This is a genomic window from Flavihumibacter petaseus NBRC 106054 (assembly GCF_000974785.1).
In the GTDB taxonomy this organism is placed as follows: Bacteria; Bacteroidota; Bacteroidia; order Chitinophagales; family Chitinophagaceae; genus Flavihumibacter; species Flavihumibacter petaseus.
On record NZ_BBWV01000008.1, the window covers coordinates 23,154 to 47,782 of the forward strand.

The following is a 24,629-nucleotide window of genomic DNA, read 5'->3' on the forward strand; positions in this document are numbered from 1 at the left end:
TGCTCTTGGGCTCCTTAAAAATAAGCAATTACCCCGGTTTTTAGCTTAAGCTGTTGGTTCTTCGCGGTGTAATTCGATAGTAACCTTATAATATGTCTGAGACTGGTCTTTTTCAAAGAAAATTCGTCCCTGCAACACTTTCAGGCGGCTTTGTATGTTCTTAAGTCCTAATCCTGAGGCACTTTTTGTCAGTTTTTCAAAATCTTTCTGTGTCATCCCTTTACCGTCGTGGTGCATGCGGATGTAGAATTTATTGCCGTTGGTATTTTGGGTCAGGTGAATAAAGCTTGCGTTACTGTGTTTAAGGATATTATTGATTAGTTCCTGTACAACGCGGAAAACGATCAACTCATTGTCAATGGGGAGTCTTTCTTTATAATCGTGGAATCTTGAGCTGGCGTTTATGTTACCTGAACCGCTGATTTTCTGAAAAGTATCATTTACAGCTGATTCCAGACCGAAATTCTTCAGCGTAGGGGGCATCAGGCTATGGGAGATATTCCGGATCAGCTGGATAGTGTCATCAATGATTTGCTTGGCGTTATAGATGCTTTGCAGCTGGGTTGTTTTATCGAGGTTAACCAGGTTTTCGTTCAGGTATAACCGGGCGGTAGCGAGGAGCGGTCCGGCATCGTCATGAAGGTCTGCGGCTATTCTTTGGCGTTCTTCCTCCTGGAGCCGGATAGAGGCATTCAGCAACATTTTTTGCTGTTCATTTTCCATTTTCTGGAGGGTCATCTGGTATCGGATGACTTTACGTTGGTGGAAAATGATAAAGACAATTAGCCCGATGGTAAGCGCAAGCATGCCAATAGTGCCAAAAAATAGCACTACGGATACGTTGGCATGTTGATTATACGCCTGTAAAAGAAGCATTTAGACTGTTGGGCTAGAAGGGTTAAATATATTATTTAAATTCTTCGAAATCAGATATTGAATAATTTGATTCTAAATCATCTTCACTTTCATCATTGCCAGGTACTAAAAACGAAATAGCAAAGAAGATATTTTTGAGTATAATACATATAAGATTAATTGTCCAAAAATTGACCTTATCAGATTCAGACAATGACGAAAGTTGAAGGAATAGGAAAAAAGTTCCAGAGAAATAGATCATAATTCCGACTACAATCCAAAAATTCGGCTGCCGATAAATGAACTTGATCTTCGGTGTCTGGATTTCTTCGTATAAAAGTAATATAGAAAAAACAATTAATATGATTGCGCTTGAGGCAATTGGAATTACGTCAATTTGTTGGCTGTCAGTGGTAAACCAGACAAAATAAAGATTAGTGCCGGCTATGACGTAGAAAACGAAGGCCGAGATTCGTAATAAAGTAATTAGCCTTTTACTTACAAGTGACCTACTTATATAATAAGCTAATAAAGTAAATTCTATTATAGTGAATAAAGAGTATAAGGAAATTGGGAGAACAGGATATTTTGCAAATAGATGGCTGAATGCAGCAAACTGGAAAATCCCCTCATTAATACAAGAATAAACCAATAAAAAAACTATTACCCTTGCCTGGACATTATTGTTCTGTTTGAATTTGAACAAGAATGTCAACAAAGGTAATAGCAGCGATATTAATGTGATTGTCTTAAAATAGCCCACCACAGGTATTATTGTATCAAATATAATAATACCTGTGGTGGGACAAAATTTCTTACTAAAAAATTAAAGGCTAGAGTACCAACTAGTTGTAGAAGAAGTACCCTTTGTTCCACCAGGAGGTTGAACTCTATCGGCAACAATACCTTGTGCTTTTACGATTTCACCAACTTCAGTCACATTAGAATATTCCAGAAGATCTTTACCTTCTGAGTCAACACCAACATATACTAATGTCGTTTCGCCGAGTTCATTAATAGCGTTATAAAAGCGAATTCCTGCACAATCTGGCTGCGATAATACCTTGAGAATGATGTCAGATCCAATCAAATACCAAGGCGTGGAATTTGTGTTCTGATCCTGAAAGTCCTTAACCATTTTGGCACCCAGTTCATGGCTGATTTCCTCGCCAATGGCTTTCAGGGAGGGTGACAAAATTTCTTGCTGAATCATAAACGGAAGTTTTTGGGAATATTTTGGGGTGATTTCTATTGTAATAACCTTCAAAAAAAAACTAAGGGCAATGGGGTAGATCTTAACTTATTTTTATAAATTGGCTATAATTCAGTCCCATAGCGGATTTACGATTAAAACTATCGTATAGTTGCGATAAAAAATAACGTAAAAATACTCGATGAAAATAGTAAAAATCCCATTCTAATGTTCGGTAGTTTCCGATTTTATTTTATTGAAGCAAGGGGATTTGGGTATATTTTAGTTAAAATATTAAAAGAAAGAGCAATGAATACTTAAAAGAACTTACTTGTGAGGGTTAGTATTTTTGCCAAGTATAATATGAAGGACATATTATAAAAATCGTAATTCTAAAGAATAAAATCGAGGGAAAATACCATAATCGTACTCTGGGCGTTAATTATATCCCAACATAAATCCTTTAAAAACTGCCAAACCTATGAGTGCTGAGTTAAGTATTAAGGTTAGTCTAGCGGATGACCACAAGATTTTTCGCGACGGTATTAAAATGGCCTTGAAGGGAAAGGACTATTTAAAAATCCTTTGGGAAGCGGAGGATGGAAGGGACCTAATGCACAAAATGCAATTGAAGAAGCCTGATGTGCTTCTTATGGACATACGAATGCCAGAAGTGGATGGTGTCAACGCGATAGGACTACTGAGAAAGGAATATGATGACGTCCGGATCATTGTGCTCACCATGTACGACGACCAGGAGATGATCACTAAGATGATGGAAATGGGAGCCAATGCTTATCTGACCAAGACAAGTGATCCAGAAGAGATTTATCAGGCTATCCTGGCATGCATGAATGATGACTTTTACTTTAACGACCTTGTCAATAAAGCTGTGCTTTCCAAACTTCAGACCAAGAAAGCAGTCCGCCAATTTTATCCCAATCCAGTCAAATTTTCAGAAAAAGAAACAAAGATCTTAAAACTATTGGCTGAAGATAAAACGACCGAAGAGATTTCTAAGGAGGTATTTCTCAGTCCGAGAACAATTGAAACGATACGGCAAAATATGAAATCAAAAGTAGGTGCAAAGACAATTGCTGGATTGATTATGTATGGAATGCGTAATAAAATTATCGATTGAGAGGTATTTTAATTGTTATACTAGTCCCTTTTTCAATTATTGACTTTACTGTAAAATTTCCGCCAACGGCCAAAACTCTACTCTTCATATTTAATAGCCCCTGCGAGATTCTCTTATTTTTATAGACTTTTGTAGTATCAAAGCCATTTCCGTTATCAACAATCTCGAATAATAGTTCTGCATCAACAATCAAAGTAATATTGATTTCAGTTGAATTTCCATGTCGCAGAGCATTTCGCACTGCTTCTTGAAATATTCTAAAAATAGTAAGCTGTATATTACTGGATAGAAATTCAAATTTTTCGTCTAGGGAAATACGAATTGCTGTTGCGTGACTTTTTGTAATTCTTTGTACTTCTTCGTTGATCATTTTATCTAATCCATATTCCTTCACTAAGTCCGGATTGAGACTTCTTGAAATATTATTCAATGAATTGAAGGCCATATCAAGGTAGTCAATCATATTTTTAAGTATAAGCATGTTTTCCTTGGTTGGTAATATTTCCAAGGTGGGAATATTTAATTTACATAACATCAATAGTTGATTGACGTTATCATGTATTTCTTGCCCGATTGACGAAAACGTATCTTCCTGAATAAGGATTTTTGATTCTAGTATTTCTTTTTCTGCAGACAATTGCAATAGGGAAATACTTTCTTTGTGTTCCACTTGTTTCTTCTTAAAAAGCATTACCATTTTGTATATAAAACCAATTTGCAGAAGAAAAAATAGAATACTAACAAATATTGACGTAGCTAGGATTGTAGCTGCAACTTGTGACATACAAAGGATTTAATAAAGAAAAAATGCATTATTATATTTCCTATAAGAAATGGATACGACAAAGTATTTGGATCAACTATTTGAAAAATGCCGTTTGAAAAGATGGAAACATAAAATGATGCAGTTGTCATTGGGAGTGTAGATCCATAGCAAATCAAAAGTCCTGATATAATCCAGAAATGAGGTTGCGTATGTAGATTTGCAACATCTTCCGTTCTAAATATCCAATTAATATATTTATAACATTGCACTGTTATAATTAAGTTGGAGAATGCTTGAATAATTGTAGTAACTGACTCAAATAAGTGATACGATAATATGGGTGCGATCACGCACGCCAGGACATTGAAAGTCCAATTAATTTTGGTCTTGGTGAAAGAAGTGATATACAGTTGCAATAATACTATTTCGCTAACCACGAAACTTATGCCAGCAGAAGCGAAAATAATGTATGATTTTATTAAACCGGCATAATATAAATCAGCGACGATACTCGTTAGTAGGTCAATTATACAAAACGGAACAATATAACGAAACTCTTGTTGGTAGTACCTTCTAAATTTGGCTAACGAAAGTAAATAAGCCACGTTAATTGTTACAACCGCCAGTTGTAAAATAATCAAGACTTCGAACAGCATTGTGAGCTTTTCGACCAAACTACAAATTCGCTAACTATCCTCATACCGTGTTTTCACCCAATGGGTGTCCGGAATTCTACCCTTTTTAGCTCAGCCAGGCGGTTAATAACCTGCTCAACCACGGCATCGGGACAGGATGCCCCGCTGGTCAGTAATATAGTCAACGGCCGGCCGGAAGGCAGAAAACCCTCTGTCAACCTTTCCTGCCGCGTATGATAGTCGTAATGAAGTATCTCTCCGACGGCTCCGATCTTCCCGGCATCGCTGATAAAATAGGTCGGTAAACGCTGTTCACAGAGTTCCACCAGGTGTGTTGTATTGGAGGAATTATACCCCCCCACCACGATGGCCAGGTCCGCTTCAACCTCCAGCATGCCGGTCACTGCTGTCTGGTTGTCATTGGTGGCATAACACAAAGTATCCCTGGTATCCGCAAAATGATCCGCAACGGTCGACAGTGTCAGGTTAAAATGATCCACCATCACCGACTTCAGGTACTCGGCTATTGCCTGGGTGTCGCTCGCCAGTTGTGTTGTCTGATTCACCACCCCGATCCGTTGGAGGTCTTTCGTACAATCGAAACCGGGGGAAAACATACCGGCAAACCGATCCGCAAACATAGCCGGGGTATGCTCTGCCCGGATAAAAGCGGCCAGGTCAATGGCATCTTTCATGTCATTCAGGATCAGTGACGGCGCATTCGCGGCCGCATGTGAAAAAGTTGCCCGCGTTTCTTCATGTTTTGGCTTCCCATGAATGATCACGCTATACCCTTTCCGGGCAATCTGCTCACTGCGGTTCCAAACCTTTTCCACAAAAGGACAAGTCGTATTGTAGTGTTCTGTGTGGATTCCTTTACCCACCAACTGTCGCTCCAGGTCTAGTGTGGTTCCAAATGCAGGAATCAGTACTATGTCATCCGGCTGCAAAACGTCAAATGGTATCAGTTGCCTGCCGTATGTGTCCTGCAGAAAACGTACACCAGCCTCCTGGAGATCTGCATTTACCTGTGGATTATGGATCATCTCACTGAGAAGGAAAATCCGCTTCCCGGGATTCTCATCAATAGTCCGGAACGCAATTTCAATGGCATTCTCCACGCCATAACAAAAACCGAAATGCCGGGCCAGGTAGATACGGAGATCCCCGCCATCAAGCAGGGTAGGAGTAAAATCTTTCTTCATCCGATCTTCATCCTTCCGTCTCTGCTTAACAGCACTGATCAACGGGCTGCGGTATTTTACCGGTACATCGAATTGCTTCATAAGGCGCTCTCTGGCTAGTTGCCGGATGCAAAATTATCTTATTTTCACCCAAATGAATTGTTATGACAGTTCTAAGGGTTCTGGTTCTGGTGGCGTTCGCCGGAATTTCATGTATTGACCCGGCTACAACAAATACTGCTGACAAAAATGACAAAATGAGCCATCCGCATTTTGAACCCCTGGATTGGGTAAAACAAACCAATATCTACGAAGTTAACCTCAGACAATACACCCCCGAAGGAACCTTTAATGCATTTGCGAAGGAACTTCCACGACTGAAAGATATGGGCGCCCAGGTCATCTGGTTCATGCCGATCACCCCAATCGCCACTGAAAAGCACAAGGGCAGCCTCGGCAGCTACTATGCCTGTTCCGATTATATGGCCACGAACCCGGAGTTCGGCAGTCTGGATGACTTCAAACAACTGGTGAAACAAGCCCACGACCTTGATCTTAAAGTAATTATTGACTGGGTAGCCAATCATACCGGTTACGGACACGTATGGACGAAAACCAACCCGGAATATTTTAAAAAGAACGAACAGGGTCAATTCTTCGATAAGAATGGCTGGGATGATGTAATCGACCTGGACTACTCCAATATAGACATGCGGAAAACTATGATCAGGGCGATGGACTTCTGGGTGAAAGAGACAGATATTGATGGTTTCCGTTGCGATATGGCCATGCTGGTTCCACTGGACTTCTGGAAAGATGCCCGCGCTGCCCTCGATGCCCGGAAAAAACTCTTCTGGCTCGCTGAATGTGAGGAAGTTAACTACCACGAAGCCTTCGACGCTACCTACTCCTGGGAGTGGATGCACAAAACTGAGGACTTTGCCAAAGGCCGCACCGATATCGCCGGGCTGGACAGTCTGCTCCATCGCATCAACGAACAATATCCGGCGCCGGCCTATAAAGTATACTTTACCTCCAACCATGACGAGAACAGCTGGAATGGCACCGAATTTGAAAAATACGGGCCTGCCGCACCGGCCCTCGCCGTGTTCGCGGCGACCTGGAACGGGATCCCCATGGTATACAGCGGACAGGAACTACCCAGTCATAAAAGACTGAAATTTTTTGACAAGGACCCCATCGAATGGACCGGCAAATACGAACTGCACGATTTTTACAAGACGTTGCTCCACCTTCATTCCACTCATCCGGCACTAAGGGCCGGCGATGCCGCCGTGACCACCTACAGGCTGCAAACCAACGTTAATGACGCACTCTTTGGTTTTCTCAGAAAGAACGGGAAAGACGAAGTGCTCGTGCTGCTCAACCTGTCCAACCGCGATAACCTTAATGTTGATATCACGGACGATATTGTGCAGGGCAAATTCAAAGAGATTTTCTCCGGTGATGAGCATGACTTTTCCGCCAGCCGGCAATATACCATCCCGGCCTGGGGATACAGGGTGTTTACCAAAAGCTGAAAATTATTGTTCAATAAAAAAGGCTGCCATCCCGGGCAGCCTTTTTAGTATAGGGAAAGAACCTATTCACTGATCTTCATCGGATAGCGGAAGATACCTTCATAGCCCGGATACATCCCATCAAGGGTAACGGAGCTTCCGGCTTTTTCCATCTCTGTCCTGAACTCTTCCACATTGCTTACTTCCTTACCATTCACTTTCAGGATCACAAAGCCATCTTCCATCCTCGTTTTACTGAATGCGCCATTTTCATCGATGCTCTTCACCATCACACCGCCTTTCACACCCATCTCCTTGGCCATCTTGCTGTCAATAGTGGCAAGATCAGCACCCAGTTTGTCCAGCACGGATGTTTTTACGATATCGGTAGTACCACCACTGTTGCGCAGCACCACATCAATGTTGAAATCCTTACCATCACGGCGGTAACCGATCTTCACCTTGTCACCCGGGCGGAAGGTGGCGATCTGACCCTGCATTTCTGCACCGGTGCGGATAGGGATATTATTGATGCGGGTGATGAAATCGCCCTTTTTAATGCCGGAAGCAAATGCAGCACCATCTTTGGTAACATCGAGCACGTATACACCATCACCGTCGCTGATACCCTCCTGCTTTTTCACTTCATCACTCAGGTTGTCCGGTGCATAATTGATGCCCAGGTATGCCCGCTGAACAGTGCCGAACTTCATCAGGTCAGCAACTATCTTTTTTACCACGTTCACTGGGATAGTAAAGGAGTATCCTGCGTAAGATCCGGTGGGAGAGGCAATTGCTGAGTTGATACCGATCAGCTGACCTGACGTATTGATCAGCGGACCACCACTGTTTCCGGGATTGACTGCTGCATCGGTCTGGATAAATGACTCGATGGGTACTTTGCTTTGCCTGCGGTTAATGTCAAGGGTACGGCTCTTCGCACTCACGATACCTGCCGTAACCGTCGCATCCAGGTTGAGCGGATAACCAACGGCAAGCACCCACTGACCAATCTTAACCTCATCAGAATTGCCATATAGCAGGAACGGAAGGTTCTTTGCATCAATCTTGATCACCGCCAGGTCACTGGATGGATCAGCTCCGATGAGCTTGGCCTTGAACGTTTTTTTATCGGAGAGATTCACAGTGATCTCATCGGCACCATCCACCACGTGGTTGTTGGTGACAATAAAGCCGTCGTCACTGATGATCGCACCAGAGCCGGAGGCCATCTGTGGCAAGGCGCGGGGTGCCATCCCTTCGTCCCAGTCAAATCCGAAGAGGTCGAAAAGCGGACTTCTTTTGGGAAGATTATTGCTGGCTGTCCGGGTAGCTTTTGTTTTGATATGTACTGTCGCCGGAATTGAACTGGCGGCAGCTTCAGAAAAATCCGTCGGGGCATTGGCGCCTCCGTCGAAAAATCCGGCATAATTGGACGGGATACGGTTGCTGTCAGAAACGGTGTAGGTATAGGGGCTCTTATTTACATATTTGTTATATGCCCACATGCTTCCAACAGAAGTAACCGCGCTGAGCAGCATAACGGGTACTACGTGCTGTAATTTCATAGTAGTTTTCCTTTTTGTTTTTTCTGATATAGATGCATACAAATTAACGAAGCGGCACTCTTTTGGATCAACCGCCCGGCCGGTTTAACAATAGTTTTACTAAGGTCTTCGTACATGCTTCTTAAAGATACGATAAAAATTGCATCGTATCGACCCCGTCCGCATAGTCAGACAGGCCAGGTTCCTGAGCCGATCCGAACGGGATATGACCGTGTCCAACGATGCACTGGATGCTATTATTGTGCTCCGGTTTTTCGAGGGGCATCTCACCTGGTGGATAATAACTGTAGTGAATCACGGAAATAGGGGAGAATATGGCCGGGTTCTCAACGAGCAACACAGATCCGTTCGACATATAGTACTGGTGGTTCAGCAGAAGAATCGCCAGCTGGTAATCGTAGTTGTTTTTGTATTTGGGATGATCAAAATAGGAACTGTATTTTTTTGCTGCATTCAGAAAGGGAAGGAAGTCGTAGCCCTCAGGAACATACAGGTGGGTGACGTTCCGGCATCCCATTCCAAAGTACTGATGTGTATCATCCGCCAGTTGCACCAGTTCACCGGCAGTTTCACTGCCGTCAAGTACAGCCACAGAGGTACGGTTGCGCCGGATAATGCTTGGATATTTCCCGAAATAGTATTCGAAATACCTGGATGTGTTGTCGCTGCCGGTCGCAATATAGGCATCACAGGATTTCAGCTGTTCGGCAAAAGAAGTATAGCCAGCTACCCCTGGTTCCCATTCTTCCAGCTTTTTTACCAGGTGGGGCAGGAGCACCGCATCTTTGGACGATAATTTCACCTTGCTGTTATGCCCGCTCACGAACACCGCGAGCCAGTCATGAAATCCCACCAGGGGGATATTTCCAGCCATCACTATGCCTACGGTTTTTGCCGCAGGACGGTCGCTTGGAACAACATAAGCATCGGCCCAGTTCCGGAGAAGGTCTGCCTGAAGAAAATTATCAGCAATTGCGGTGACGGCCTCCTCCACACCAACTGCGCTGAACCAGGGATTGGTTAACGATGCACGGGTCTTTATCTCCTGCCATTCTGAAGGGTTTTCCCGGAGATAAATTCCCAACCGGGCCAATAAATCTATCCGGCATTGTAAATTCAACATGTCCCTCTAAATTTGCTGCAAGTTAACTGCTTCTAGAACCCATTAAAAATTTGAGCCCATGGCAATTAAAATAACCGATGAATGCATCAACTGCGGGGCCTGCGAGCCCGAATGTCCCAATAATGCCATCTATGAAGGCGGTGTGGAGTGGGCATTGAGCGATGGCACCACGGTTAAAGGAAGTTTTACGCTGATGGACGGGTCAGTGCTTGATTCCGATACCCGCAATGCTCCCATCAGTGTGGATACTTATTATATCGTTCCGAACAAGTGTACTGAATGTCAGGGTTTTCACGAGGAACCCCAATGTGCGGCTGTCTGCCCGGTAGATTGCTGCGTGCCCGATGAAATGTACCAGGAGACCGTGGATGAACTGCTCGCGAAGAAAGAAAAACTGCATCTCTGATCACGGCTTTTTTCTTACCTTTAAGCAGAACATCGTTTTAATAGTAGCGCAAGCTACTTCGTATAGGTGGGTGATATTTCCCACCGGGTAACGGGTGAAGGTGTCAAATCCTTCACCTTTTTCTTGATACGAACCGAACTACTTCAACCTCATATGCAACAAAAAAAGGTGATCGCCTTCGTAACCGGGGGGTATTCCGGTGAGGCGGAAATTTCTTATAAGAGTGCCATCACAATCGGAAAAAACCTGGACAGGGAAAAATTTGACGTATATAAGATTGATATCCGGAAGGATGGATGGTTTTATCTGCCTGAAACAGGTGATCCTGTTGCTGTCAACCAGAATGGATTTATCATCGAACTACCGGATAAGACTATCCGATTTGATGCGGTATTGATCGGTATCCACGGCACACCTGGCGAAGATGGAAAGCTTCAGGGCTATTTTGATCTGCAGGGCCTGCCTTATACCAGTTGCGATGCAGCGACCTCGGCGCTCACCTTCAATAAGCGCTATACCGTAGCTGTAGCTGCTTTTGCAGGAATCAATGTGGCACGTTCCCTCCACCTGTTCCGTGAACGGCCGCTTGAACCGGCAGCCATCCTGGATCAACTGAAACTTCCGGTATTTGTAAAACCCAACAATGGCGGCAGCAGTATCGGCATGAGCAAGGTTTCACGGCCGGAAGACCTGGAAGCCGCAATCCAAAAGGCTTTCGGGGAAGACAACCAGGTATTGATTGAAGAATTCATTACCGGACGTGAATTCACTATTGGTGTATTCCAGAGCAAGGGTGAGATTATTACGCTCCCCTTTACGGAGATCATCGCCAAAAATGAGTTTTTTGATTTCGAAGCGAAATATGCCGGAAAAAGTGAAGAGATCACCCCGGCCCAGGTAGATATTGTTGTTGCCGAAAAAGTGCGCGAAGCTGCCAGGAAAGTTTACCGGGTATTTAATTGCCGTGGCATTATCCGGATCGATTTCATTTATAATGAAGCCGCCGGTGCCCCATATATGCTGGAAATTAATACAGTTCCCGGTCAGAGTGAAGCTTCTATCGTTCCGCAGCAGGTGCGCGCCATGGGCTGGACCCTGAAGGATTTCTACTCTGCCCTTATTGAGGACGCGTTGGAACATAAATAATTTTCGCTTTCTTTGAATCCAAATCCTTAAAAGAAAAGAACATCAGTGCTCTCTTTCATCACTAAAAAGCCGCTGTGGGTCAATATGCTGGTTGCCCTCGCGCTGGTCGGCATCCTGGTTTTGCTCTTTTTCAGCACACTTGAATTCTTCACCCGTCATGATGAAGTGATCTCGGTTCCCACTGTTACCGGGAAATCTCTCGAGCAGGCCAAATCCATCCTGGAAAAAGAAGGTTTTGATGTGGTGGTGCAGGACTCTGTTTACCGCGACACTGTCAAAGCCCTCGCTGTGGTCAAACAATTCCCTGAAGCTGAGGCTACCGTTAAAGTGAACCGCACCGTCTACCTGACCATCAACCGGGCTATTCCCCCGGAAGTAGTCATGCCCAACCTCATCGGTATGAGCCTGCGGAACGCCACTATCGTACTGAAACAATTCGGACTGAAACTGGGGGATACGACCTATAAACCGGATTTTGCCAAGAACTCGGTTCTCAACCAGAACCGCAATGGTGCAGAAGTTAAACCCGGTACAAAATTGCCGATGGGTACTGCCATTTCCATTGTTCTGGGTAGCGGATTATCTGATATTGACATGTCAGTTCCCGACCTGGTCGGAATGACCTTTGCCGACGCCAGTTCCCTGATTAACAGTATAGGGATAAATTTCGGAGCAAAGGTGCTCGACAATGACGTTCGGGACAGCAGCACTGCCTTTATCTACCGGCAAAGTCCCGACTATTATACTCCTGATGGAAAGACCAATCGCATCCGCCCCGGACAAATGATCGACGTCTGGCTGGGAACCCAACGCCCGGTGCGGGATACAACAAGAATAGCGCCCGCTCCAAAGCCGGCGGAAAACAACTATTAAAAAAGTTTATGGAGAATATTACTGTCGAAGAACTGAAAGCAAGAATGGATGCAGGTGAACAACTGCATGTGATTGACGTACGGGAGCCGGAAGAATTTGCAGCTTATAACATCGGCGCTCTATTGATTCCTCTCGGAAAGATACAGTCCATGCAGATCGAGGAGATCGAAGATCTGAAGAACGAAGAACTGATCATTCACTGCCGCAGCGGCAAACGCAGCATGACTGCCTGCCTGTTCCTGGAAATGCTGGGCTTTACCAATACCAAAAACCTCGAGGGAGGAATGCTTGCCTGGGAAGAAAAGTTTGGCCCAAGGCCCTGATTCAACTTAAATCCTGCAGTTCCAGCAGTTTCTCCAGGTCGCCATCGTGTTTCAGGTAATACGACATAATTGCGTTGTATACCCTGTTGGGAGGAACGCCTAGCTTTGCTGCCAGTGCATACTTCGTCTTGAGGTCAGAACTCATGGCTTTTGCATATTTTGATCCTGACTTCATAATTTCATTGCGTTTGATCTGCTTTTCACTAAGCTTACGACTGCTCATGTCAGGCACCTTGCTGACAATCACCACATCCCCGTATTTCTTGAACACAAGCTCGCCCACCTTCCCTGAAAGCTGGTTTAGTATACTACCCTTATCGCGAACCCTTGCCATATTAAAGTTTTTTTTCCTTTTTATTCCTTTTTTACCTAAAGGTAACCTTGGGTTCCGGGAAAATTTTCGGGTGTATCTCAGCCCATTCTGGGTTCATCTTCCGCTTATAAACGGAAGATGAACCCAGAATAAGCCCAAACGCTGCTGAAAATTAACCAGGAACCCGAGGTTAAATTAAAGTCGACTCAACCCTGAAAATAAAGCACGAAAAGGCCACAGCCAATCTGTAAACCGTACTATACAAATTGCTGCGGCCTTTTCTTTTGCCGTTTTACCGGCCACCTACATAGAGGAGCAACAGGTAAAAAATCAGAATGATGGTAACATTCAGGGCGATGGTTTTCTTCATAAGATGGATAATTATGACCCTGACTATCCTTACAAAATGGTGCCAAAGCCAAATTATCTGCATAGGACTATTACCGGTATTTATACGCCGTAATAATTACAGGCGGATATTTACGCCGGCCATCCAGTTGATCCCCGCCATAGGATACACGTAATTCTCCGTGACTGTTGTCCGGTCTGCTATATAGCTGTAAGTGTATCCGTTCGGTGTATACAGCTTGTCAAACAGATTGTTTACCTGAACAATCAGTGCAATATCATGAAAGACCAGGTTTTTCACAGTATAGCTTAACCGAAGATCCTGAACGTAGAAAGCATCCAGGCTTCGGGATTTATTCGATGTATTATCCAGGTACTGCCTGCCTACGTATTTTCCAATAAATGCCGCTTCGGCCTGGCGGAAGGGCATAAAGGAAATCGTATAGCCACCAACAACCGATGGTGAAAACGAAATATCGGTTTTGTTATATTGATTCACTACTTGTTTCCCTTCATCATAGTCATCAATATATTCCGTGAAATCCATCACCTTGTTGTCGCTGAGGTTAAGATTGGCCTGCAAACGCAACCAGGTAAGCGGTTGAATGGTGCCCTGTAGTTCTACGCCGAGCCGGTAACTTTTGGGAATATTGGTGCGGGTATAAGAACCCACATCATTCACCTTGCCGGTCAATACGAGTTGGTTGTGGTACCGCATATAGTATCCGTTCAGTGACCAGGCCGCGCGGTGAAATTTTTGCTCTACACCGATCTCCCAGTCATAAAGCGTTTCATGTTCGGGTTGCTGCGTGAGGCCTGCTTCAAAATCATCGCGGTTCGGCTCTTTATTGCCAACCGACCAGGAAGCAAATGCATTCCAGTTGCCCTGGCTGTAATTGATCCCCAGTTTCGGATTGAAGAAATTATAGGTGTTATTGACAAACAGTGTAGGGTTGTCGCGGAAGCCGTCAATCCGGTAATCGACCTTTCGGTATTGAAGATCAACAAAAGTTTGCCAGCGGGTGCCAAGCTGTTGTTGCCACTTTCCGTAAAAGTTGAGGTCGGTTTTCCGTGCATCCAGGTTGTACCACTGATAACCCTGGGGTACACCCACGGCCGCCCAGATGACATTGCCATAGTGGTTGCCGTCGTAACGGTTGTATCCGCCACCAAAGGTCAGCTGGGTACCTTTCTGTTTGTACTGAAGGGAATAGATTCCGCCATAGAAATAGTTATCCAGCCAAAGCTGCCGGACCAGATCGGTGGTTTCGATCGTGGAGTCTCCGATTACGGGGTAGGGGAGCCCATAGGCAGCAAAATCTTCCCCTGCTTTATATTGCTCATAATAGCCTCTTCCCCGTGTGAGGAAAGTGGCTGCATTCAGAGAAAGGCGGTCGTTAAAAGCATGGTTGAAAAACAACTGATAATGATCCTGCTGGTAGTTGTCTGTCTCGTTATCGTATGGCGTGCCGGGCTTTTCTGTGCCGGCCGAATTGCAGGTGCGGCAGGTTGCCAGATCTGCTTCCGGGATGCCATTCCACGCCTGATAGGTCTTTTCCTTGCCGGAGAACACATTCAGCCGGACGCTGGATTTTTCGCTCAGCCAGGCGCCTGAAACAAAGAAAGATTTCAAGTCACTGCTGGCCCTGTCGATATAGCCGTCGGATTTGATCCTCGACAGGCGGGCGTCCAAGGTGAAGTGGCCGTCAATCAGTCCCGTACCTGCTTTCACCGTATTCTTCCAGGTGTTGAAAGAACCAAAACTGTTGTTCAGTTCGCCATATGCTTTCTCATGGAATTCATTGGTACTCACGTTCAGGGTGGCACCGAAAGCGCCCGCGCCATTGCTGGACGTTCCTACGCCCCGCTGCACCTGGATGCTGCTCACTGATGATGCAAAATCGGGCAGGTTAACCAGGAACATGCCCTGGCTTTCCGCGTCATTATAAGGAATACCGTTGAGCGTCATGTTGATCCGGGTAGCGTCTGTCCCCCTGATCCGGATACCTGTGTAGCCTACCCCATTGCCGGCATCTGAATTGACCACAACACTCGGTGTCTGGTTGAGCAGAAAGGTCATATCCTGTCCAAGGTTCTGTTTTTCAATGTCTTTTGCGGAAAGATTCGTCCTTGCGAAAGGCGCTTTTTCACCCGCCCGGGTAGCCTTTACCTCAACCGGCTGGAGGAACAGGTTAAACCTTTCCAGGAATATCGTGTCACTCAACTGGCTGACGGGGACCTGAATACCCTTGTAACCAATGGCAGAAAGCGTCATGCCGTTGGCAATTGGGTTCACCGGTACTTTCCCGGAAGCGTCGGTAACCTGGTACTGTCCGTTGGACCATTCTACTGTGGTGCCCGCAATCGGTTGGCGGGTCTGGGCATCGGAAATGATCACTTGTCTTTCCTGAGCCAAAATGGGGGATACAAGAAAAGTTGCGCATATCCCCAAAAACATTTTTTTCATGCTTGTGAATTGAGTTGAAAAAATGATTTGAGAGAAATGCTGCGAAAGCAAAAGGAGGAAAATAATCTGACCACCTTCCCTGCGCAGGCATTACCCTGTCCAGGTTCTACGGGTATTATCTCAGCCGAAGGCCGGTCGCGTACCGGAACTGCAGCACCCCGAGGAATCTGATGATTACGGCCGTAATCGAGGCGTAAAATTAAAGGGATTTTTGTTATTCCCTGTAACATTTCGGTTTTGTCGTCCGTCACACCTCAAAAAACACCAATGAAACGATTTTCGATACTGACTGCTTTTCTCCTGCTGGTATTGGCGGGAATGGCTCAGACAACAGTTAATGACAATAATGCAAAACAGCGTAATGTAGGTGGCTTTGACGGTATTAAGGTGTCCAGTGGCATCGAGTTGCTGTTGCAACAGGGCGATAAGGAAGCTGTTGCTGTAAGTGCCAGCCGTTCGGAACTTACCGATCGGATCATTACTGAAGTTGAAGGGGGGGTGCTTCGGATTTCAATCGACGACCGCGGGGGCAATTCCAACTGGCGCCGAGGGGTAAAATTCCGTGCGTATGTTTCTGTGCGCGAATTGAATAAACTGGTGGCTTCTTCCGGCGCCTCAGTAAGAACCGGTTCAACTATCAATGTTAATAAACTTGATGTGGACGCCAGTTCCGGTGCAGTGATCGATGCAGAATTCAAAGCGCAGGAAATTCATTCTGATAACAGCAGCGGTGCTGTTACTGAGCTTAAAGGAACTACCGAACACCTGAAAGTTGAATCCAGCAGCGGTTCTGTTTTCAAAGGCAGCGAACTCACTTCCGTGAATTGCGAAGCTGATGCCAGCAGTGGCGGACAGATCAACATTGTTGTGACGAAAGAGCTGAATGCTGAAGCAAGCAGCGGCGGTGAAATCAAATACAAAGGTGGTGGGGTGATCCGCAATCTCCGTACCGGAAGCGGCGGCTCAGTTCGCTCCATGAACTAATCCATAAAAAACAACAATATGAAACAACTGACTTTATCCTTGCTCTGCCTGGTGAGTGTAATGGTGACCAGGGCTCAGAAATTTGTGATCAACGACGCTAATGCGGAACTCCGCCAGGTGGGAAGTTTTACCGGCGTGAAAGTTAACAGTGCAATTGACCTTTATATCAGCCAGGGAGATGAAGTAGGTGTGGCGGTCAGTGCTTCCGACAAGGCAGTGCGCGAACGGATGAGAACCGAAGTGAAAGACGGCGTGTTGCATATCTGGATGGATTCAAAAGGATGGACCGACTGGAAAGGCAATAAACATATGAAGGCTTATGTGTCTGTGAAGACCCTGACTTCAATTAAAGCTGATGGCGCCTGCGACGTAAACCTTATGGGCAAAATCAAGGCGGATGCACTGAATGTTGACCTGGGCGGTGCCAGCGATATGTCGGGAGAACTGGAATGCAATAAATTGGATATGGATGTTTCGGGAGCCAGCGATACCAAAATCAAAGGGAATGTGGGCACCATTTCAGTGAAAGTAAGCGGCGCAAGTTCCGTAAAAGGATGGGACCTGGTGGCAGATTTCTGCGAGGTTGATGCCAGCGGCGCTTCATCTATCAATGTTGTAGTCAACAAGGAAATGAAAGTAAAAGCCAGCGGAGCCAGTGATATCAATTACAAGGGCGAAGGTGTGATCAGGGAAATGAAGAGCAGCGGCGCCAGCAGTATCAGCAAAAAGAGTTAAGCAGTATAGATTTTAAAGTTCAGAAAGGCCCGCCACGCGGGCCTTTCGTCGTATTAACAAAATAAAAATCAATATTTTATTTGGCAGAACAATATCCGCGCTATACATTTGCAATCCACATCGCGAAGTAGAGCAGCGGTAGCTCGTCGGGCTCATAACCCGAAGGTCGGAGGTTCGATCCCTCCCTTCGCAACTGCAGAGCAGAAATGGTATAACAACTGTTTCTGCTTTTTTATTTTAATTCGTTCAGCAAGTAAATTGGGGTCAAATAGTCGTTTTGGGATTGGAAGGCCTTGGTGGCTGTGGGGGTGAACCAGGTTTCTTTGGATTCGACCGCGGCATCTGACTTTCAATCTGAATTATTTTGCGAACGATTTCGATAACCGGCGCACCGATCCCTAACCGCTGTGCATTAGAGTTAGCCGGAATGGCCATCATGGTAACAGGGTCAAGTAAAATATATTTCCCGTTCCGCTTACCTGTTGAGTCCAGTGATCCTTTTGGAACGTACACCTGCACCTTTACCTTTTTGTAACCTGAAGGGAAATACCGTACAAAATAGCCACCAGGTTGCTTGTACCATTGATCTTTTTTATACCCGGGATGGTGAATTACGGAGTTACCACCGGGAACTGCAATGCGTTCATAGGCTTCATAAGAACTTGCACCCAGTTCAAACAGGTTATTCATCTGGTTGTAGATGCCCTTCACATTCGATTCGGGAATGAAAGCAGCCACATCCTTTACCAGGCCTGCATAGCCGCCTTTCAGCTGAAAGATCTGCCTGGGCGTTAACAGCTGATCTGCTGTAGACCTGACCTGAGGGGAAAGCTTATTGTAGTTTGATACGCTTACAACTGACCAAAGCAACAACTGGATGTTTTTCTGATCGAGGTAGGGTTTATCAATTGAATTGCGCAGGGCTGTTTCCACGATGTCTTTCCTGTGGCCGTTCAAAGGTGCCTGCAGATAGGCGTCCCTGTCGGATGGAGAAGGCGTTCCGGGCTGGAGGCAATAGCTTTTAAATTCGGATTCATAAAACCCCTCAGACAGAATGATTTCGCCATGTTGCGATACAGGCAGATCCGTTAGTGAATCGGGAGACCCGGTGATTAAAGTATCTATGACAACCGGATCAGTTCGCATGGCCGGATTGGCCTGGTTTATTTCCTGATTTGAACGGGTTGCCGTTACGGGACTGCTGTCCGAATGATGAGAAGAAGGGGCGCAGGCGGCCAGCAAAATAAAAAGCCAGATGGTGCTGAGTAAAATTCTTGACATAGGGTGATGATTAGAGTAAATCGAAGTCCGGAATTCTTCAGATCAATTCAAAAGAGCTGATACAAAATCTGAATATTTTTGCCGGAAGTCAAGCTCAGCACCTATAAAACCTTGTTAAGAACCTGCTGTATACTCCAGGATAAGCGCGCCCGAATCAAAAGCCCGGGAGGATTTCAGGTCAAACTTTTTCAACTCAAGGTTGTCATCGAACAGTTTCAATCCACCGCCCACCATCACGGGAAATAACATCAGGTGCAGTTCATCAACCAGGTCATGGTGGAGTAGTGATTTCGCGAGTGTGGCACTTCCATAAACAAGTATATCACCTCCATCGCTCTGCTTAAGCGCGGCAATGTCTTTTGCCACATCGCGGAGAATATGACAGTTATTCCAATCTGTCTTTTTCAGGCTCCCGGATACGATATATTTCGGTAGTTTGTTTATGGGATCCGCGAATCCTGCGCCGGTTTGGGTTGGCCAGAAGGCTGCAAACTGATCGTATGTTTTCCTCCCTAACAACAGGGCATCCACGCTGGCGAGTTCATCAACTTTGTATTGCCCGGCTTCAGCACTGCGATACTTTGTCTGCCAGCCGCCATGGGGATGAGCCGTTTCGTTTCCGCCAGGGGCTTCTACAACACCGTCAAGGGTGATAAACTCCGTAACAATGATCCTACGCATTTTTTCTTTTAAAATTAGTCCACGGATTGCTGTAAAAAGAGGCGGAAAATGACAATTAAGCGGGGGAGACGCGACAGGGAAAGTTTTGTTTACCAACGCAATCTTATAGCTGCGGGTATGCCTGTGTCCAACAATAATGCGCCGGAAGTCGGCTTAATACCCTATTTTTGCAGCCCGGGTTAATTCCCGAAATTTTTGCGGCAATAGGATGCTTGCAACTGATTACCTCCAGTTTTCCCGGCTTCCGGGCGTTGACATCCTGCCGGCTATTGATTTATGAAAGCAGGATTCGTTAACATATTCGGCAAGCCCAACGCGGGAAAGAGCACGCTGCTCAATGCCTTCATGGGCGAAAAACTCGCCATTGTTTCCCCCAAAGTTCAAACGACCCGGCACCGGATCAAAGGCATCCTGACAGAGCCCGGCTACCAGATCATCTTTTCCGATACCCCTGGTATCATTGAGCCCAGGTATAAGCTGCACGAAAAAATGATGCAAGCCGTCAAAAGCGCCCTGGAAGACGCAGACCTGGCACTCCTTATGGTGGATGTCTATGACGATTACACCGAAAGCGATGCGATTTTTACAGCGCTTCGTCTCAAGGCGCCGGCCCTGCTGGTGCTGAATAAGGTTGACGGAAAAGGCAAAGCGAAAGCCGCTGCCGCCCGGGAGTTTTTTACCGGGAAATCCTATGTGAAGCAGATTGTGGAAGTATCTGCACTGCAGAAGGAAGGCGTGCCTGAATTGTTACAAACTATCGTAGACCTGCTGCCCGAAGGTGAACCCTTCTTTGATGAAGACAACCTGACGGATCTCCCGACACGATTCTTTGTGGGAGAGCTGATCCGTGAACAGATCTACCAGTTATACCAGGATGAGATCCCTTACCACGCAGCTGTCCTTGTGCAGGAGTTCAAGGAAAAGTCCACACTGATCAAGATCATGGCGGATATCATTGTTCAGCGTGATACACAGAAAGGTATTATTCTGGGAGAGAAAGGGAAAATGATCCGTGAGCTGGGAACCAGGGCCAGGGCGGAAATTGAGCAGTTCCTCGGTCAGAAAGTGTTCCTGGAACTCTTTGTAAAAGTGCGTCCCAAGTGGCGGGATAATGACCTGCACTTACGCGAATACGGCTATAATTAATTGTTCAGAAATTCAAATTGTTCCAGGTATGAGTGGATATACAGTTGCGATCGTAGGAAGGCCCAATGTAGGAAAAAGCACCTTCTTCAACAGGCTCCTAGAGCAGCGGAAAGCTATTGTGGATGACATTAGCGGTGTTACTCGTGACCGGCAATACGGAATTGCAGAGTGGGTTGGTAAATCCTTCAACGTGATTGATACGGGGGGCTTCGTTCCCAGAAGCGAAGACGTGTTCGAAAAGGAGATCAAGAAACAGGTGCTGATTGCACTCGAAGAAGCAGATGCGCTCATCTTCATGACGGATACCGCTACCGGAATCACTGATCTGGATGAAAGCATGGCCGATGTGCTGCGTCGCAGTGCCAAGCCTGTATACCTCACCGTGAACAAGGTAGACAACCATGAGCGCCTGCTCGAAGCCACTGAGTTCTACAGCATGGGTTTCGAACATGTCTATTTTATTTCCGCTATCAGTGGAAGTGGTACCGGTGAGCTGCTGGATGCCGTTACGGAACCCATCCCTGAAGATCGCTATGCCACCGACGAACAATCGGAGATCCCGAAATTCGCCATCATCGGTCAGCCTAACGTAGGAAAGTCTTCCCTCCTTAATGCACTGGTAGGAAAGGAGCGGACCATCGTAAGCGACATCGCCGGAACCACACGCGATACCATCCATACACATTATAACCTCTTTCAGAAGGATTTTGTCCTGATCGATACGGCCGGTATCCGCCGCAAACAAAAAGTACACGAAGACCTGGAATTCTATTCCGTAATCAGGGCGATCAAGGCGATGGACGAAGCTGATGTCTGCCTGCTATTGCTGGATGCGGAGAAAGGCATTACGGCGCAGGACCTCAGTATCTTCAGCCTTGCTGCCAGGAAAGGTAAGGGCATAGTCATCCTGGTGAATAAGTGGGACCTGATCGAAAAACAGACCAATACAGCCAGGGATTACGAAAAACTGCTCAAGGAAAGACTTGCCCCTTTCACCGATGTGCCCATCCTGTTCATTTCCGTAAAAGACAAACTGCGCATATTCAAGGCCATGGAAACTGCCCTTGAAGTGGTGGAGAATCGCAGGAGAAAAGTGCCGACTTCCCAGCTCAACGACACGATGCTGAAAGCGATAGCGGCCTATCATCCGCCGGTTGTGCGCGGTAATATCGTAAGCATCAAATATGTAACGCAGTTACCTACTGCCGTACCTTCTTTTGCTTTCTTTTCCAATTATCCTGACGACATCAAAACCCCTTACCGGAATTATCTCGAGAACAAGCTGCGCGAAAATTTCAATTTCAGCGGCGTGCCGGTCCGCGTGTTTTTCCGGAAGAAATAGGTTATCGCTTTTGGTATAGTTCACAGGTTTGCAGGTAGTAATGAATCCGCACTAAAATGCGGATTGCCAGTATCTTTGCGGTCCTGAACGATTCCTGCCTTCCTGTGTTGTTACCTGAATTATTGATCCCCGATAGTGTATGAAAAGTATATCCACACTTTTTTTGCTGTTGTTATTGTGTATGGGATACAACCGGTTATTGGCGCAGACTGCCAATGATTCTGTGTTGATTACCCCGGATCTGCAGCAATGCATCCAGTATGCCCTGAAACATCAGCCCACCAGCCAACAGGCAACCATAGACGAAAAGATCATCGAGTATGAGATCCGCAGTAAACTTGCCGACTGGTATCCGCAGGTGAATCTGAACTATAACCTGCAGCACAACTTCCAGGTTCAGACGAGCATTATCGGTGGGAACCCGATCAAGCTCGGCGTTGACAATATTTCTGCATTGCAGTTCGGATTGAGCCAGCAGATCTTCAACCGGGATGTATTGCTGGCCGCACGCACCCAGGATGTTGTACGCCTGCAGGCCAGGCAGAACACAGCAGCCACCCGCATTGATGTTGCCGCTAATGTATCCAAAGCGTTTTATGATGTTCTGGCCACCCGCCAGCAGATCGAGGTCAGCCAGGAAAACATTGTTCGGATCAGCAGAAGCCTGCAGGATGCCACCAATCAGTACAAGGCAGGGGTGGCCGACAAAACGGATTACAAGCGGGCGATCATTTCCCTCAATAACAGTAAGGCATTCCTGAAGTCAAGCCAGGAGTCACTAAAAGCGAAGGAAGAATACCTCAAATACCTGATGGGATACCCGGTAACCCAGCAACTGGATATTGTATTTGACAGCCTGCAGATGGAACGCGAAATCCAGATGGATACCCTGCTCATCCCGGACCTGAAAAACAGAATTGAATACAAGCAGCTGGAAACCCGTCAGCGGCTTCTGGAAGCAAGCCTTAAATACGAACGATGGGGATTCCTTCCCAGTGTTGCCCTGAACGGGAACTACAATATGAACTTTCTGAATGAATCGCTCGGCAAACTATACCATACCAACTATCCGAACTCATTTGCCAATCTGACCCTGGCCTTTCCCATCTTCCAGGGTGGAAAACGCATTGCGCAGATCAGGAGCGCGGAATGGGAACTTAAACGGGGAGAACTGGATATCATCGACCTGGGCAATTCCGTCAATTCGCAATATGCCCAGGCAATTGCGGCTTATAAATCCAATTACGCCAACTATGTCTCGCTTCGCGAAAATTTATTGCTTTCCCAGGAAGTGTATGATGTTATCCAGCTGCAGTATCGCTCCGGCGTTAAAACTTACCTCGAAGTGATCGTGGCCCAGACAGATCTCCGCACTTCACAACTGACCTATTACAACGCCCTTTACGATTTGCTTGCAGCAAAAATTGACCTGCAGCGAAGCCTTGGCCTGCTCATTTATTAAACTGTATAAACCGACCAACATATGTTGTCAAAAGGAATATTACCCATCAGCCTGATTACTGCCGCACTCTGGTTTGCTGCCTGTAAACAGAAGCAACAGGCGCCACAGGGACCTCCCCCGGCGACTCCGGTAACCCTGTACGAAGTGAAAGCATTCCAGTCGACTTACGCTGATGACTATCCGGGTATCCTGGTGCCGCTGAATCAGACCGAACTTCGTTCACAGGTGACTGGCTATGTGACCGGTATTTATTTCAAAGACGGCGATAAAGTGAAAAAAGGACAGCGGCTGTATTCCATCGATGCGCAGCTGTACGACGCCAATTATCAGAACGCCATTGCAAACATGCAGGTTCAGGAAACCAACCTGGTCAAGGCGCAGAAAGACGCTGACCGGTACAATGAACTGGACCGGCAGGATGCGATCGCAAAACAGCAGGTAGATTATGCCAATGCTGCACTTGAAGCTGCCAAAAAACAGGTGGAAGCTGCAAAAGCGAACGTGCGCAGTGTACAGGCCAATGTGCGGTTTGCCAATATCACCGCACCTTTCGACGGAACCATCGGCATCTCCCAGGTGCGCGTAGGTACCTCCGTGGTTGCAGGGCAGACCGTCATGAACACCGTCTCTACAGACAATCCCATGGCGGTGGACATTACTATTGACCAGAAAGATCTCTACAGGTTTTCATTGCTCAGCCAGAACAAAAACCTGGTTAAAGATTCAGTGATCACTATTTCTTTCGGCGGACTCAAATATGATCATCCCGGCACTATCAGTGTGATGGACAGGGCAGTAGACCCGCAAACCGGAACTTTGAAGGTTCGGTTGTCCTTTCCCAATGCCAAAAGCCTGCTCAAAGCCGGCATGAATACGATCGTGCATATCCAGAACCCTGCGGGTCACGATGAAATGGTGATCCCCTACAAAGCCGTTGTAGAACAACTTGGTGAGTTCTTTGTGTATGTGGCCGGTGACAGCAGCAAAGCCTTCCAGCGTAAGATCAAACTGGGCAAACAACTGGATTCCACCATTATTGTAAAAAGCGGTCTGTCTGCCGGCGATAAAATTGTTGTACAGGGTGTGCAAAATGTTCGCGAGGGTGCAGTGATCAATCCGGCCCCACAAAAATAAACAA

General features: G+C 46.2%; 22 protein-coding genes, 1 tRNA gene and 1 riboswitch. Of the genes, 13 read left to right on the top strand and 10 right to left on the bottom strand.

Going from position 1 to position 24,629, the window contains the following annotated elements; all coding sequences use genetic code 11:
• Positions 1 to 45 precede the first annotated feature (45 nt).
• Both FPE01S_RS24205 and FPE01S_RS25295 read right to left on the bottom strand, forming a co-directional pair.
• A complete protein-coding gene (locus FPE01S_RS24205; protein WP_046371723.1) occupies positions 46 to 876 on the bottom strand; it encodes a sensor histidine kinase in 831 nt (276 codons plus the stop codon).
• Positions 877 to 1,681: 805 nt separating this feature from the next.
• Positions 1,682 to 2,068, bottom strand: a complete 387-nt coding sequence (locus FPE01S_RS25295; protein ID WP_052956154.1) for a hypothetical protein — start codon at positions 2,066 to 2,068, stop codon at positions 1,682 to 1,684.
• 460 nt (positions 2,069 to 2,528) lie between these two features.
• Here FPE01S_RS25295 and FPE01S_RS24220 point away from each other — a divergent pair, with 460 nt between their 5' ends.
• Positions 2,529 to 3,188, top strand: coding sequence for a response regulator transcription factor (locus FPE01S_RS24220; protein WP_046371725.1), 660 nt, complete (start codon positions 2,529 to 2,531; stop codon positions 3,186 to 3,188).
• Here FPE01S_RS24220 and FPE01S_RS24225 read toward each other — a convergent pair.
• Positions 3,178 to 3,972 (bottom strand): sensor histidine kinase, encoded by a 795-nt coding sequence (locus FPE01S_RS24225; RefSeq protein ID WP_046371726.1) that lies wholly within the window; start codon positions 3,970 to 3,972, stop codon positions 3,178 to 3,180. The genes FPE01S_RS24220 and FPE01S_RS24225 overlap by 11 nt on opposite strands.
• A 691-nt stretch (positions 3,973 to 4,663) precedes the next feature.
• The gene (locus FPE01S_RS24235; protein WP_046371728.1) at positions 4,664 to 5,875 is read right to left on the bottom strand and encodes a 4-hydroxy-3-methylbut-2-enyl diphosphate reductase; all 1,212 of its coding nucleotides are present in this window, start codon (positions 5,873 to 5,875) and stop codon (positions 4,664 to 4,666) included.
• A 62-nt stretch (positions 5,876 to 5,937) separates the two neighbouring features.
• Between FPE01S_RS24235 and FPE01S_RS24240 the strand changes: the two genes are divergently transcribed.
• Positions 5,938 to 7,314 (top strand): alpha-amylase family glycosyl hydrolase, encoded by a 1,377-nt coding sequence (locus FPE01S_RS24240; RefSeq protein ID WP_046371729.1) that lies wholly within the window; start codon positions 5,938 to 5,940, stop codon positions 7,312 to 7,314.
• Between the two features lie 62 nt (positions 7,315 to 7,376).
• Here FPE01S_RS24240 and FPE01S_RS24245 read toward each other — a convergent pair whose 3' ends face one another.
• Both FPE01S_RS24245 and FPE01S_RS24250 read right to left on the bottom strand, forming a co-directional pair.
• Entirely contained in the window at positions 7,377 to 8,861 is a 1,485-nt protein-coding gene (locus FPE01S_RS24245) for a trypsin-like peptidase domain-containing protein (RefSeq protein ID WP_046371730.1), read from the bottom strand.
• Between the two features lie 121 nt (positions 8,862 to 8,982).
• The gene (locus FPE01S_RS24250) at positions 8,983 to 9,984 is read right to left on the bottom strand and encodes an aldehyde dehydrogenase family protein (protein WP_046371731.1); all 1,002 of its coding nucleotides are present in this window, start codon (positions 9,982 to 9,984) and stop codon (positions 8,983 to 8,985) included.
• 58 nt (positions 9,985 to 10,042) lie between these two features.
• Here FPE01S_RS24250 and FPE01S_RS24255 point away from each other — a divergent pair, with 58 nt between their 5' ends.
• From FPE01S_RS24255 to FPE01S_RS24270, 4 genes are all read left to right on the top strand, one after another.
• Positions 10,043 to 10,390, top strand: coding sequence for a 4Fe-4S dicluster domain-containing protein (locus FPE01S_RS24255; protein ID WP_046371732.1), 348 nt, complete (start codon positions 10,043 to 10,045; stop codon positions 10,388 to 10,390).
• Between the two features lie 153 nt (positions 10,391 to 10,543).
• Positions 10,544 to 11,536 (top strand): D-alanine--D-alanine ligase, encoded by a 993-nt coding sequence (locus tag FPE01S_RS24260; RefSeq protein ID WP_046371733.1) that lies wholly within the window; start codon positions 10,544 to 10,546, stop codon positions 11,534 to 11,536.
• 45 nt (positions 11,537 to 11,581) lie between these two features.
• The gene (locus FPE01S_RS24265; RefSeq protein WP_245624066.1) at positions 11,582 to 12,409 is read left to right on the top strand and encodes a PASTA domain-containing protein; all 828 of its coding nucleotides are present in this window, start codon (positions 11,582 to 11,584) and stop codon (positions 12,407 to 12,409) included.
• An 8-nt stretch (positions 12,410 to 12,417) separates the two neighbouring features.
• Complete coding sequence (locus FPE01S_RS24270) at positions 12,418 to 12,732, top strand: rhodanese-like domain-containing protein (RefSeq protein ID WP_046371734.1); 315 nt, start codon at positions 12,418 to 12,420, stop codon at positions 12,730 to 12,732.
• Between the two features lies 1 nt (position 12,733).
• Here FPE01S_RS24270 and FPE01S_RS24275 read toward each other — a convergent pair whose 3' ends face one another.
• Together FPE01S_RS24275 and FPE01S_RS24280 are read right to left on the bottom strand one after the other, a co-directional pair.
• On the bottom strand, positions 12,734 to 13,066 hold the full coding sequence (locus FPE01S_RS24275) for a hypothetical protein (protein ID WP_046371735.1): 333 nt from the start codon (positions 13,064 to 13,066) through the stop codon (positions 12,734 to 12,736).
• A 445-nt stretch (positions 13,067 to 13,511) separates the two neighbouring features.
• Positions 13,512 to 15,860: a TonB-dependent receptor gene (locus FPE01S_RS24280; protein ID WP_046371736.1), complete on the bottom strand. Its 2,349-nt coding sequence runs from the start codon at positions 15,858 to 15,860 to the stop codon at positions 13,512 to 13,514.
• Positions 15,861 to 15,919: 59 nt separating this feature from the next.
• Positions 15,920 to 16,031, bottom strand: a riboswitch (TPP riboswitch).
• Between the two features lie 96 nt (positions 16,032 to 16,127).
• Here FPE01S_RS24280 and FPE01S_RS24285 point away from each other — a divergent pair.
• The 3 genes from FPE01S_RS24285 to FPE01S_RS24295 all read left to right on the top strand — a co-directional run bounded on the left by FPE01S_RS24285 (position 16,128) and on the right by FPE01S_RS24295 (position 17,772).
• Positions 16,128 to 16,844: a head GIN domain-containing protein gene (locus FPE01S_RS24285; RefSeq protein ID WP_046371737.1), complete on the top strand. Its 717-nt coding sequence runs from the start codon at positions 16,128 to 16,130 to the stop codon at positions 16,842 to 16,844.
• A gap of 18 nt (positions 16,845 to 16,862) precedes the next feature.
• A complete protein-coding gene (locus FPE01S_RS24290) occupies positions 16,863 to 17,579 on the top strand; it encodes a head GIN domain-containing protein (RefSeq protein ID WP_083990479.1) in 717 nt (238 codons plus the stop codon).
• 121 nt (positions 17,580 to 17,700) lie between these two features.
• Positions 17,701 to 17,772, top strand: a tRNA-Met gene (locus FPE01S_RS24295).
• A 71-nt stretch (positions 17,773 to 17,843) separates the two neighbouring features.
• Here the strand turns inward: FPE01S_RS24295 and FPE01S_RS24300 are convergent.
• Both FPE01S_RS24300 and FPE01S_RS24305 read right to left on the bottom strand, forming a co-directional pair.
• Positions 17,844 to 18,860, bottom strand: coding sequence for a hypothetical protein (locus FPE01S_RS24300; protein ID WP_046371739.1), 1,017 nt, complete (start codon positions 18,858 to 18,860; stop codon positions 17,844 to 17,846).
• A gap of 114 nt (positions 18,861 to 18,974) precedes the next feature.
• Positions 18,975 to 19,541 carry a dihydrofolate reductase family protein gene (locus tag FPE01S_RS24305; RefSeq protein ID WP_046371740.1) on the bottom strand — a complete coding sequence of 189 codons (567 nt, stop codon included), beginning with the start codon at positions 19,539 to 19,541 and terminating at the stop codon, positions 18,975 to 18,977.
• Positions 19,542 to 19,817: 276 nt separating this feature from the next.
• Here FPE01S_RS24305 and era point away from each other — a divergent pair, with 276 nt between their 5' ends.
• The 4 genes from era to FPE01S_RS24325 all read left to right on the top strand — a co-directional run bounded on the left by era (position 19,818) and on the right by FPE01S_RS24325 (position 24,625).
• Complete coding sequence (era, locus tag FPE01S_RS24310) at positions 19,818 to 20,687, top strand: GTPase Era (RefSeq protein ID WP_046371741.1); 870 nt, start codon at positions 19,818 to 19,820, stop codon at positions 20,685 to 20,687.
• A 28-nt stretch (positions 20,688 to 20,715) separates the two neighbouring features.
• On the top strand, positions 20,716 to 22,029 hold the full coding sequence (gene der / locus FPE01S_RS24315; RefSeq protein ID WP_046371742.1) for a ribosome biogenesis GTPase Der: 1,314 nt from the start codon (positions 20,716 to 20,718) through the stop codon (positions 22,027 to 22,029).
• Between the two features lie 139 nt (positions 22,030 to 22,168).
• Positions 22,169 to 23,491 (top strand): TolC family protein, encoded by a 1,323-nt coding sequence (locus tag FPE01S_RS24320; RefSeq protein WP_046371743.1) that lies wholly within the window; start codon positions 22,169 to 22,171, stop codon positions 23,489 to 23,491.
• A gap of 21 nt (positions 23,492 to 23,512) precedes the next feature.
• Positions 23,513 to 24,625, top strand: a complete 1,113-nt coding sequence (locus FPE01S_RS24325) for an efflux RND transporter periplasmic adaptor subunit (protein WP_046371744.1) — start codon at positions 23,513 to 23,515, stop codon at positions 24,623 to 24,625.
• Positions 24,626 to 24,629 lie beyond the last annotated feature (4 nt).